The 11,585-nt window shown below is 73.2% G+C and carries 12 protein-coding genes, 1 pseudogene and 1 riboswitch; of the genes and pseudogenes, 2 read left to right on the forward strand and 11 right to left on the reverse strand.

All coding sequences use genetic code 11. From position 1 onward, the window contains the following. Window positions 1-144: 144 nt before the first annotated feature. Window positions 145-528, reverse strand: a complete 384-nt coding sequence (locus tag ACZ6TV_RS30115; protein ID WP_354786209.1) for a DUF3040 domain-containing protein — start codon at window positions 526-528, stop codon at window positions 145-147. A gap of 151 nt (window positions 529-679) precedes the next feature. Next, window positions 680-1,993: a DNA polymerase IV gene (locus ACZ6TV_RS30120; RefSeq protein ID WP_465300656.1), complete on the reverse strand. Its 1,314-nt coding sequence runs from the start codon at window positions 1,991-1,993 to the stop codon at window positions 680-682. A gap of 95 nt (window positions 1,994-2,088) precedes the next feature. Here ACZ6TV_RS30120 and ACZ6TV_RS30125 point away from each other — a divergent pair, with 95 nt between their 5' ends. Continuing rightward, window positions 2,089-2,520, forward strand: a complete 432-nt coding sequence (locus ACZ6TV_RS30125; RefSeq protein WP_465300657.1) for a hypothetical protein — start codon at window positions 2,089-2,091, stop codon at window positions 2,518-2,520. 111 nt (window positions 2,521-2,631) lie between these two features. Here the strand turns inward: ACZ6TV_RS30125 and ACZ6TV_RS30130 are convergent, their stop codons facing one another. From ACZ6TV_RS30130 to thiE, 9 genes and pseudogenes are all read right to left on the reverse strand, one after another. Further along, entirely contained in the window at window positions 2,632-3,780 is a 1,149-nt protein-coding gene (locus ACZ6TV_RS30130; protein WP_465300658.1) for an alkaline phosphatase family protein, read from the reverse strand. Continuing rightward, entirely contained in the window at window positions 3,780-4,505 is a 726-nt protein-coding gene (locus ACZ6TV_RS30135; protein WP_465300659.1) for a class I SAM-dependent methyltransferase, read from the reverse strand. The genes ACZ6TV_RS30130 and ACZ6TV_RS30135 overlap by 1 nt, the downstream gene beginning before the upstream one ends. Before the next feature lie 20 nt (window positions 4,506-4,525). Beyond that, entirely contained in the window at window positions 4,526-6,070 is a 1,545-nt protein-coding gene (thiC, locus tag ACZ6TV_RS30140; protein ID WP_465300674.1) for a phosphomethylpyrimidine synthase ThiC, read from the reverse strand. 67 nt (window positions 6,071-6,137) lie between these two features. After that, window positions 6,138-6,944 carry a bifunctional hydroxymethylpyrimidine kinase/phosphomethylpyrimidine kinase gene (thiD, locus tag ACZ6TV_RS30145; RefSeq protein ID WP_465300660.1) on the reverse strand — a complete coding sequence of 269 codons (807 nt, stop codon included), beginning with the start codon at window positions 6,942-6,944 and terminating at the stop codon, window positions 6,138-6,140. Between the two features lie 82 nt (window positions 6,945-7,026). Next, window positions 7,027-7,554 (reverse strand): thiamine phosphate synthase, encoded by a 528-nt coding sequence (locus tag ACZ6TV_RS30150; RefSeq protein WP_465300661.1) that lies wholly within the window; start codon window positions 7,552-7,554, stop codon window positions 7,027-7,029. Then, window positions 7,551-8,318: a thiazole synthase gene (locus ACZ6TV_RS30155; RefSeq protein WP_465300662.1), complete on the reverse strand. Its 768-nt coding sequence runs from the start codon at window positions 8,316-8,318 to the stop codon at window positions 7,551-7,553. The genes ACZ6TV_RS30150 and ACZ6TV_RS30155 overlap by 4 nt, the downstream gene beginning before the upstream one ends. Continuing rightward, on the reverse strand, window positions 8,311-8,517 hold the full coding sequence (gene thiS, locus ACZ6TV_RS30160) for a sulfur carrier protein ThiS (protein WP_465300675.1): 207 nt from the start codon (window positions 8,515-8,517) through the stop codon (window positions 8,311-8,313). The genes ACZ6TV_RS30155 and thiS overlap by 8 nt, the downstream gene beginning before the upstream one ends. Beyond that, a riboswitch (TPP riboswitch) is annotated at window positions 8,516-8,626 on the reverse strand. It overlaps the preceding gene by 2 nt. 25 nt (window positions 8,627-8,651) lie before the next feature. Beyond that, window positions 8,652-9,704, reverse strand: a complete 1,053-nt coding sequence (thiO, locus tag ACZ6TV_RS30165; protein ID WP_465300663.1) for a glycine oxidase ThiO — start codon at window positions 9,702-9,704, stop codon at window positions 8,652-8,654. 128 nt (window positions 9,705-9,832) lie between these two features. Beyond that, a pseudogene (thiE, locus tag ACZ6TV_RS30170) lies at window positions 9,833-10,450 on the reverse strand (thiamine phosphate synthase); the annotation flags it as partial. Between the two features lie 18 nt (window positions 10,451-10,468). Between thiE and ACZ6TV_RS30175 the strand changes: the two are divergent. Next, a complete protein-coding gene (locus ACZ6TV_RS30175; protein ID WP_465300664.1) occupies window positions 10,469-11,443 on the forward strand; it encodes an aldo/keto reductase in 975 nt (324 codons plus the stop codon). Window positions 11,444-11,585: the final 142 nt, after the last annotated feature.

Raw genomic sequence — 11,585 nt, forward strand, 5'->3', positions numbered from 1 at the left:
GCTGGGCGGAGCAACGCTGGGCTGAGCCGGCGGACAGGCGGGGTGAGTGTCAGGGGGTGGGCGGGTCGCACGTGCGGTGGGCAGGCCGATGGGCGCGTCGACGGCGGAGCAGTGTCGGCGCGCCCTTTGTCTGCCTGGCTGGGGTCAGACGTCGCCTTCAGGGCGGCGGCGCCAGCGTTCTTCCAGGCGGTCGACCAGTCCGGCCCTGCGCTGCCGGGTGCGGCGTGTGGCGGTGCCGCCGACGGCGTGCAGGTCGGTGCTCTGTCCGCGGCGGTACGCCTGGACGCCGAAAACCAAGGCGCCCAGCATGACGACGAAGCCGCCGACGCCGAGGGGTGGGATTGAGATGGCGACGCCATAGACCAGTAGTGCCATGCCGGCGAGTAGGAGCACCGCGGCGGCGATCATCCGACGCTTGGCATGGAACCGCGGGTCGGTGGCGCGCACCGCCGAGGCAAACTTGGGGTCCTCGGCTAGCGACCGCTCGATCTGCTCGAACAGCCGCTGCTCGTGTTCCGAGAGCGGCACGGCACTCCTCCCCGGTCGCGAAGGTCGACCCTGATGGACCGACAGTCCGGCACAGCCCGTCGGGCTGCGTACTGGCAAGTTTACGAGGGGCTCACCGGGTCGGAAAGCGGGACGATGGTCCGGCCGTGCCGATTTTCCGCCGAGTCGGGCCCTATCTGCCCCCATTGTGTCGTGTCGGAGGTCCGTCCGGTGGGTCGGGGGCCGGTGCGGCGCCGTTTCCGTCGCGGCGGACGCCGTCGCCGCGCAGCAGGCTGGCGGGTTTGACGAGGCCCGCGCCGAAGCGGGCGGCGACCGCGTCGGCGGCTCGCTCGGCGTCTCGCCAGCCGTGGTCGCGCTCACCGAGCGTCATCTGTCGTGGCGCTCCGTCGGCGGAGGTGAGGCCTTCGACGCGGACGCCGATGAGGCGGATGCGCTCGCCAGGGCGGGCGGAGGTGAACAACGCCCAGGAGATCTCGAAGATCTCGCGGGCGACGTCGGTGGGGACATCAACGGTGCGTGACCGGCTCAGGGTCTGGAAGTCGGCGAGCCTGATCTTGACGCTGACGGTGCGGCCGGCCTGGTCGGCGTGGCGGAGGCGCTGGGCGACCTTGGTGGACAGGGCGAGCATCGTGCGTCGGATGATTGACAGGTCGCTCACGTCGACGTCGAACGTGGTCTCGGCGCCGATGGATTTCTCGACGTGGTCGGGAATCACCCTCCGGGGGTCACGTGCCCACGACAGCTCGTGCAGGTGATGGGCGGAGGCGTCGCCGACGGCGGCGCGGAGCATGCCGAGCGGGGCGGCGGCGAGGTCGCCGACGGTCTTGAGGCCGAGCCGCCGGAGGCTCTCGGCGGTCCGCTCGCCGACGCCCCACAGGGCGCTGACGGGCAACGGGTGCAGATAGTCAAGGGCGCGGGCGGCGGGGATGACCGCCATGCCGTCGGGCTTGGCGCGGGTGGAGCCGAGCTTGGCCATGAACTTCGTCGAGGCGACCCCGACGGAGCAGGTGAGGCGCTGCTCCGTGGCGACCCGGCGGCGGATCAGCGCGGCGATCTCGGCGGGACGGCCGAGCAGCTTGCGGGCGCCTGCGACGTCGAGGAACGCCTCGTCGAGGGAGAGCGGCTCGACGAGCGGGGTGACGTCGCGGAAGATCGCCATGACGGCGCGGGACGCCTCGGTGTAGGCGGCGAAGTCGGGTGGCAGGAAGATGCCGTGCGGGCACAGCCGCTGGGCCCTGCTGCCGGGCATGGCGCTGCGCACCCCGAACTTGCGGGCCTCATAGCTGGCGGCGGACACGACGCCGCGCGGGCCGGCGCCGCCGACGATGACGGCCTTCCCGCGCAGCTCGGGGCGGCGGCGGATCTCGACCGAGGCATAGAACGCGTCCATGTCGACGTGCAGCACCGTGCAGCCGGTGTCGTCGGCGTCGGGGCCGAACTCCCCCGCGCCCGAACCGTCCCGGGGCACCACCTGACTACGACCCACAGACGCACCCTAACGACACCCCCCGACAAAAACCGGCGGCGAGCCGAACACCTGAACGAATTGACGGGAAGTTAGGTATGCCTTACCTTCCTGGCATGGCTCTCCTCGCGCTGACGTCGCCGCTGGCGCCCGTCGTCGCGGCCGTCGAGGGGCTGCGCCCGCACCGTCCGGACCTGGTCCGCTGCGTCGCGCCGGGAGTGGTCACCGGCGGCGGCGAGGGCTGGCGGCCGGGGACCGACCGGTGCGCGGTGGCGGTGCTCCTGGTCGTGGGGTGGACCAGGGCGCGCCGGGTGCCGCTGCCGGTGCCGGGTGAGACGTTCCTCAACCGGGCCGGTCAGCTCGGGCTCCGCCGGACGCGGGTGGCGGTGCTGTGCGACGACCCCGTGGCGGGCGCGCCGGGCGTGGTGGTCGCCGCGTCGAAGGACGAGCTGCTCAGGATCGTCCTCGAGCAGGCGGACGAGGTCGGCCCGGAGCTGCGGGCCACGATGCGCGAGCTGGCGGAAGGCCGCCTGATCAGAGCCGGCTGAGGCCACGGACCCGCAACTGCGCACACCAACGGAAGGACCGGCCGAAGCCACAGGCTCAGTAACCGGAAACCTAACCGCGCAGCGCCGACAGAACGGCCCCGAACCGGAGCTCTAGCTCCGCAGCACCAGCAGCGGGATCTGCATCTCCGCGGCGGTGTTCGAGCCGTGGAACGCCACCATCTTCGAGAACCGCGCGGGCTCGTGCTCGGACGCCATGATCACCCACCGGTCGTGGCAGATGACGACGACGTCGCCGACGCGGGCCAGGTGCTGCTGCGGGATCGGCCCGAACCAGCCCGCCGCGACCGCCTCCTCCCGGCTCAGCACGGTGGCGGCGGACCCGAGGACGCCCTGCCAGGAGGCGATGACGTCGGCCCGCGCGCCGGGGATCGTGTGCAGATAGCGCACCCGCGGCTCGCCGGCGACCACGGCGATCCCCTCCCGCAGCCGGGCGTCCTTGTCCAGGTCGAGGCGCCGGTCGGCGGGGATGTCGAGCTGCCCGTGGTCGGCGGTGACCACCAGCCCCGAGTTGGGCGGCAGCCCGTCGATCAGCCGGGTGAGGAGCCGGTCGGCGTCGCCGACGGCGGTGCGCCACTCGCCGGTGCCGATGCCGTGGTCGTGGCCGCACCGGTCGACGTCGGGCAGATATCCGTACACCAGGCGGGAGGTCCGCAGCGCGGCCAGCATCTCCGCGGCGACCTCGTCGTAGGCGACCCCGGCACCGAAGCGGGCGCCCCGATACGCCGACAGGGACAGCCCGGTCTGCGCGAACTTCGGGTTGCTGACGACCGTCGGGGCGAGGCCCGCGTTGACGGCCCGGGTGAACGCGGTCGGCAGCGGCTGCCACTGCGCGGGGTCGGGCTGGTTCTCCCAGTGCAGGTGGTTGACGAGCTTGTCGGTGCCGGGCTGGTTGAGCACGATGCCGACGATCCCGTGAGCGCCGGGCGGGGCGCCGGTGCCGAGGGTGACGAGGCTGACCGGGGTCGTCGACGGGAACCCGGCCGTGATCGACCGGACGGTGCCGAGCCGGCCGCCGAGGAAGTCGGTGATCGTCGGCGCGTGGGGCGCGGCGACGCCGAGCTGGTGCCAGCCGAGCCCGTCGAGGAGGACCACGGCGACGCGGTCGACGCCGGCGAGGGTGGCGCCGAGGCCGAGGGCGTCGCGCTCATACGGCATCCCGAGCACGCTGAGCACGCTGGGCATGACCTCGGCGAGGCTGCCCTGCCCGTACCGCGGGGTGACGGGATCGAGGAGGCCCATCACAGACTCTTACGGGCGAACAGGTGCAGCTGGGTGGCGATGTCGCGATACGGCGACGTCCCGGCGAGCGCCAGCTCGAAGGCCTGCAGCGCCTCCGGCTCGCTCTCCGCGACGGTGCCGGGGACGAGGTCGGCGATGATCCGGACGCCGTGGATCTGCTCGACGGCCAGGCCGCAGCCGGTGAGCAGGGCGGTGGCGGTGTCCACGTCGAAGCGCCGGCTGAGCCGGTCACGGGTGTCGCCGCGGCCGTCGGGGCTGGCGACGAGCAGGGACGCGGCGGCGAGGTGCCCGCCGATGGCCTTGGCGAGGACGGCGGCGGCGCGGTTGGCGACGACGACGCTGGCGGTGCCGCCGGGGCGCAGGGTCGCGGCGAGCGCGGTGACGACCTTGTGCGGGTCGTCGACGACCTCGAGCATGCTGTGGCACAGCGCCAGGTCGACGCTGCCGGGCGGGACGAGGTCGGCGAGGCCGTCGCCGTCGCCCTGCACGGCGGTGATCCGGTCGGCGACCCCGGCCTCGGCGGCGCGGCGGGTGAGCGCGGCGAGCGCGTCCGGGCTGGGGTCGACGACGGTGACGGCGTGCCCGGCACGGGCGAGGGGCACGGCGAACCCGCCGGTGCCGCCGCCGACGTCGAGCGCGGTCAGGGGTCTCCCGGCCCCGGCGATCTCACGACGCAGGACCTGCCAGACCACCGCGGTGCGTGGCGACGCCACTGAGGACTCCACCCCCCGACCTTAGTCCCCGCCTACGACACGACCGGGAGGTATACCTGTCCGCCGGACGCCACGAACTCCTCCGCCTTCGCCCGCATCTGCGAGTCGTGCGACAGCGCCAGCGACTGGCTGATCTTCATGGAGCAGAACTTGGGGCCGCACATGGAGCAGAAGTGCGCGGTCTTCGCGGCCGAGGCCGGCAGCGTCTCGTCGTGGTAGGACCGCGCCGTGTCCGGGTCCATGGCGAGGTTGAACTGGTCCTCCCACCGGAACTCGAACCGCGCCTTGGACAGCGCGTCGTCCCACGCCTGCGCGCCGGGGTGCCCCTTGGCGAGGTCGGCGGCGTGCGCGGCGATCTTGTAGGCGATGACGCCGGCCTTGACGTCGTCGCGGTCCGGCAGCCCGAGGTGCTCCTTGGGCGTCACGTAGCAGAGCATCGCCGTGCCGTACATGGCGATCATGGCGGCACCGATGGCGCTGGTGATGTGGTCGTACGCCGGAGCGACATCCGTCGTGAGCGGGCCGAGCGTGTAGAACGGCGCGTCGTGGCACCACTCCTTCTGCAGGTCCACGTTCTCCTTGATCTTGTGCATGGGCACGTGCCCGGGGCCCTCGATCATCACCTGCACGTCGTGCTCCCACGCCACGCGCGTGAGCTCGCCGAGCGTGCGCAGCTCGGCGAGCTGGGCCTCGTCGTTGGTGTCGGCGATCGACCCGGGCCGCAGCCCGTCCCCGAGCGAGAACGCGATGTCGTACCGGGCGAAGATCTCGCACAGCTCGGAGAAGTGCGTGTACAGGAAGTTCTCCTGGTGGTGCGCCAGGCACCAGGCCGCCATGATCGAGCCGCCGCGGGACACGATGCCGGTGACCCGGCCGACCGTCATCGGCACGTACCGCAGCAGCACCCCGGCGTGCACGGTCATGTAGTCGACGCCCTGCTCGGCCTGCTCGACGACGGTGTCCCGGTAGGCCTCCCAGGTGAGCGCGAGCGGGTCGCCGCCGACCTTCTCCAGGGCCTGGTAGAGCGGGACGGTCCCGATCGGCACCGGCGAGTTGCGCACGATCGCCTCGCGGGTCGCGTGGATGTGCTTGCCCGTCGACAGGTCCATGACGGTGTCGGCGCCCCACTTCGTCGCCCAGGTGAGCTTCGCGACCTCCTCCTCGATCCCGGAGGAGACCGCCGACGTGCCGATGTTCGCGTTGATCTTCACGAGGAAGCGGCTGCCGATGACCATCGGCTCGCTCTCCGGGTGGTTGACGTTGTTGGGCAGGATCGCCCGCCCCGCCGCGATCTCCTCCCGGACGACCGACGGGTCGACGCCCTCGCGGATCGCCGCGAACTCCATCTCCGGCGTGACGATCCCCTGCCGCGCGTAGTGCAGCTGCGTGCGTTCCACCCCTCGCTCCGCGATCCACGGGCCGCGCAGCGCGGGCAGCCCGGCGGGCGGATCGTTGCGCGGGCCGGACGTGTCGTAGAGACGCACCGGCGGGTTGCCGCCGCTCAGCTCGACCTCGGCGAACGGCACCCGGACGTCGTCACGGGACCCCTGGACGTAGACCTTGCGCTTCATGCGGATCCTTCCTTTGCGCACGGCGGAGCCGGCACGCCTGAGGCGCACCTTGGTTGCGTTTGCGGCAGGTGTACTAGCGGAGCGGGGCCTCGAAGGGTCCCCACCCGAGCGGGCCGTGCCCGGCGCCGAGCCGCCAGCCGGACGACGCGGCCAGCGCGGCGTGCACGTAGTCCTTCGCGCCGGCGAGCGCCTCGGCGAGCGGCTGACCGAGCGCGAGCCGGGCCGCGGTCGCCGCCGCGAACGTGCACCCGGTCCCGTGGTTGTTGGGGGTGTCGATCCAGGGCGCGGTCAGCAGCTCGACGGTGCCGCCGGCGCAGACGACGTCGACGGCGTCGCGGCTGCCGCGCAGGTGCCCGCCCTTGACCACGACGCACCGGGGCCCGGTCGCGGCCAGGTCCTCGGCGGCCTTGACCGCGTCGTCGACGTCGGTGACGTCCCTGCCCAGCAGTACCGACGCCTCCCGCAGATTCGGGGTGACGACCGCGGCGTGCGGGAACAGCAGGTCCAGATAGGCGCGTTCGGCGTCGCGGGTGAAGAGCCGGTCGCCGGAGGAGGCGACGAGGACGGGGTCGACGACGAGCCCAGGCAGCCGCGGCGCGTACGACGCGACGAGCGCGACGGTCTCCGGCGTGGCGAGCATGCCGGTCTTGACCGCGCCGACGGGCAGGTCGGCGAGGACCGCGTCGAGCTGCGCGCCGACGAACCCGGGGTCGACGGCGGAGATCCCCTTGACGCCGAGGGTGTTCTGCGCGGTCAGCGCCGTGACCACGCTGGTGCCGAAGACCCGGTGCTCGGCGAACGTCTTGAGATCCGCCTGGATGCCCGCGCCGCCGCCGGAGTCGGACCCGGCGACGGTCAACGCCACGACCGGCTGCCTCATGCCGCCACCTCCGCTGCGCTCCGGCGTCGGCCTGAGCTCAACCTGTCACACAATGAGCGGCCCGAGACGCTCCGCTGGCCCCTCATGCGGTCATCAGCTCCTTCACGAACCTCGCCGGGTCCTCGGCGCGCATCACGGCGCCCATGACGGCCACGCCGGAGGCGCCCTCGTCGAGGCAGTCACGGACGCGCCCGGGGGTGTCGACGCCGCCCAGGGCGTACACCGGCAGCCGCGGGACGGTCATGGCCATCCTGGCGAGCGCGGCCAGCCCCAGCGGGGGGCCGTAACCGGGCTTGGAGCGGGTCGGGAAGATCGGCGACAGGGTCGCGAGACCCACCCCGGCGCCGGCGGCGGCGACCAGGTCGTCGAGGTTGTGGCACTTGCGCAACGCGGTCGTGTCCTCGGCGAGCACCAGGCGGCCCCGGACCCCGTCGAGCATGCCCCGCAGCCGGTCGGCGAGGTCGGCCCGCTCCCCCGCCGGGAGGTCCTCCTCGCCGAGGACGACCAGCCGGGCACCCCCGTCGATCGCGCGGTTGACCACCTCGTCCAGCGGGCGGTGCGCCTGTTTGCGGTCGGTGAACAGGATCAGTCCGGGCACTGCGTTCCTCACCAGGGCAACCCTCCCGTCGGGCTCGATGCGGTCGCGTACAGGCGGCGCGGGATCCTCCCGGCGGTGTACGCGAGACGGCCGGCGTCCACGGCGAGCCGCATCGCCTCCGCCATGCGTGCCGGCTGCTCGGCGCGGGTGACCGCCGACGCGAGCAGGACCCCGTCGCAGCCGAGCTCCATCGCCAGGGCGGCGTCGGACGCGGTGCCGATCCCCGCGTCGAGGATGACCGGCACGCCGACCTTCTGCCGGATGAGCGCGATGTTGTGCGGGTTGCGGATGCCCAGCCCGGATCCGATCGGCGCCCCGAGCGGCATGACCGCGGCGCAGCCCGCGTCGGCGAGGCGCTGGGCGACGATCGGGTCGTCGCTGGTGTACGGCAGCACGGTGAACCCGTCCTCGACGAGCCGCTCCGCGGCGGCGACGGTCTCGACCGGGTCCGGCAGGAGGGTCTCGTCGTCGCCGATCACCTCCAGCTTCACCCATGCCGTGCCGAACGCCTCGCGGGCCAGGTGGGCGAGCTTGACCGCCTCGACCGCCGTGTAGCAGCCGGCGGTGTTGGGCAGGATCCGCACCCCGCAGCGCTCGACGACGTCGAGCAGCGACGGCGCCGCCGGGTCGAGCCTGCGCAGGGCGACGGTGACGAGCGCGGTGCCGCTGGCCCGGACGGCGGCCTCGAGCGCGGCGTGGCTGGTGGCGCCGCCGGTGCCGAGGATGAGCCTCGAACGCAGCGGCTCCCCGGCGATGGTCAGGCCCGGCTCAACCACCTTGGACCGCCGTGAGGATGTCGACGGTGTCGCCGTCGGCGGGCCTGGTCCCGGCCCAGGCCGCGCGGGGCACGACCGCGCCGTTGAGCGCGACGGCGACGCCCCGCGGGTCGGCGACCCCGGCGAGGCCGCGCACGACGTCGGCGATGGTGGCGTCGTCGTCCACGTCGGAGGCGACGGCGTTGACCACGAGCTGCATACGGCTCACTCCTGACTCCCTGCGCCGGCATGATCCGGATCAGGTTCGACGGTCGGGGGCTGACAGCCCCCCTCTCAGCCCGGTCACACCGGACTCCCGTGGGGTACGAGCTGACCATAACCCCGGCGCGGTCCTCAGGTAAAGCGGCTCACCCCGTACGCGCTGAGGTCCACATCCGTCGATCCCTTCGTGACGAGGTCGGCGACGGCGTGCGCGGTGACCGGCGCGAGGAGGACCCCGTGCCGGTAGTGCCCGCCCGCGACGAACACGTCGCCGGGCCCGCCGCCGTCGAGCCGCCCGATGATCGGGGCGTTGTCGGGGGTACCGGGCCGCAGCCCCGCGAGCGTCTCGGCGAGCGCGAGCTCGGCGACGCCGGGCAGCAGGTCCGCGGCCGGTCTGAGCAGGTCGAGGACCCCGCCGGCGGTCACCGTGGTGTCGGCCCCGCGCTCCTCCTCGGTCGCGCCGACGACCAGCTCCCCGTCGGCGCGCGGCACCAGGTACACGTGCCGGCCCAGCGCGACGCCCCGCACCACGTGCGTGAGCAGCGGCTCCGGCCCCCGCAGCCGCAGCAGCTGCCCCTTCACCGGCCGCACCGGCAACCCGGTCACCGCCGCGATCCCGCAGCCGTTCGCGACGATGATCACATCGTCCCGCAGGCTGGACAGGTCCTGGACGTCCCGCTCGATCCGCCGGACCGGCAGCCGCGGCGACCGCAGCGCCGCCAGCAGCAGCCGCGGGTCGACCTGATGGTCGCCGGCCGCCCGCGCGCCGCCGCGGATCCGGGGGCTGAGCATGGGTTCGAGCTCCCGCAGCGGCCGCCCGGCGAGGGGTTCGACCGGGGTCCCGGCCCGCTGGTAGTAGCCGATGAGCCGCCGCACCTCGGCCAGGTCGTCGTCGGTGAGCGCGACGAGCAGCGTCCCCTCGGTCCGGTACCCGAGCGGCATCCCGGTGGCGGCGCTCAGGTCCGCCGCGAACCCGGGCCAGCGCCGCATCGACTCGAGCATCAGCTCCTGCAGCGCCTCCTCGCCGAAGGCGGCCTCCGCGGTCGGCGCCAGCATCCCCGCCGCGACCCGTCCCGCCCCGCGCCGCGGGTCGGCGTCGTACACGGTGACCTGCTCACCGCGCCGCGCCAGCTCCCACGCGACGCTGAGCCCGACGATCCCGCCCCCGACGACCCCGACCTTCACCGTGGCCCTCCGGCGGCCGCGGCTCCACCCTCCCCGGATAAATCCGGGCGCAAGCGCCCTGATTTATCCGACATTTCGTATCTGCCAGAACCCGCGAGGGGTTGCGCTTCGCCGGTGAACGCGTGCTGCGCGGCGAGGACGGCGGCGAACTCGGCGGCCGCGGCGGCCGGGTCCGGGGCTCCGCTCATCGCGCCGACCACGGCGACGGCGTGCGCGCCCACCGCGAACAGCTCAGCCGCCCGGGCCGGGGTGACGCCGCCGATGGCGATGACCGGCACGGCGACGGCCTCGACGACGGCGCGCACGCCGGACACCCCGATCGCGGGTGGCAGGCCGGTCTTCGTGGTGGTCGCGTACGCCGGGCCGATGCCGAGATAGGTGGCGCCGTCGAGGACCGCCCGGCGGGCCGAAGCGGGGTCGCGGGCGGTCGCGCCGAGGATCGCGTCCGGGCCCAGGACCCGGCGGGCCGCGGCGACGGGCAGGTCGTCGGCGCCGACGTGGGCGCCGTCGGCGCCGGCGGCGAGCGCGACGTGCAGCCGGTCGTTGACGAGGCAGACGGCGCCGGCGGCGCGGCAGAGGGCGACGATCCGCAGCGTCAGGTCGTACGCCTCGCGGTCGGTGACGGTGTCCTCGGGGCGGACCTGGACGACGCCGAACCCGGCGGCGAGGGCGTGCCCGACGACGCCGAGCACGTCGCGGCCGGGGCGGGTGTCGGTGATGAGATGCAGTCGTCCGAGCGTGTGCACCGCGATAGCTTTTCAGACATGAAGCAGGTGCGACTTGGCCGGACCGGGCTGAAGGTCTCCGAGATCTGTCTCGGCATGATGAGCTACGGCAATCCCGCGTGGCGTGACTGGGTGCTCGACGAGGAGGCCGCGGACCCGTTCGTGCGGCGCGCCGTCGAGGCCGGGATCACGTTCTTCGACACCGCGGACGTGTATTCGTTCGGGGTGAGCGAGACCGTCACCGGGCGGCTCCTCGCGAAATACTTCGACCGCCGCGACGACTATGTGCTGGCCACGAAGGTGTTCAGCGCGATGAGCGACCGGCCCAACGACGCGGGGTTGTCCCGCAAGCACGTGCTCGCCGGGATCGACAACTCGTTGCGGCGGCTCGGGGTCGATCACGTCGACCTGTACCAGATCCACCGCTTCGACCCCGAAACACCGGTCGAGGAGACCCTCGAAGCGCTGCACGACATCGTGCGTGCGGGCAAGGCGCGCTACATCGGCGCGTCCAGCATGTACGCGTGGCAGTTCGCGAAAATGCAGTACACGGCGAGGGCCAACGGCTGGACCGAGTTCGTGTCGATGCAGAACCACTACAACCTGGTGTACCGCGAGGAGGAGCGGGAGATGCTGCCGCTCTGCGCCGACCAGGGCATCGGCGTGATCCCGTGGAGCCCCCTGGCGCGGGGCATGCTGGCCGGCAACCGGGGACGCGGCGACGAGCGGCGCACCACCCGCTCGGCCAATGACGCGTTCTCCTCGATGTACACCGACGACGACTTCGCGGTGGTCGACGTCAACGCCGAGGTCGCCGGCGAGCGGGGCGTCGCGTCGGCGCAGGTGGCGCTCGCGTGGCTGCTGTCCCGGCCGGTCGTGACGGCGCCGATCGTGGGCGCGACGAAACTGTCGCACCTGGAGGACGCGATCGCGGCGACCGAGCTGACCCTCGACGAGAAGGAGATCGAGCGGCTGGAGGCGCCGTACGTGCCGCATCCGGTCCTGGGCCACTGAAGCCACAGAAAAGGGCCGGCCCACGGTGGGCCGGCCCTTTTCAGAAGGCTCAGTTGGAGGCGACACCCAGGGCGCCACCGCCGTTGGTGTGCAGCTCGGTGCCCGAGGCGAACGCGCCCTCGAACCGCGCCTGCAGGGCGTC

This window comes from Dactylosporangium sp. NPDC051087 (assembly GCF_055586325.1).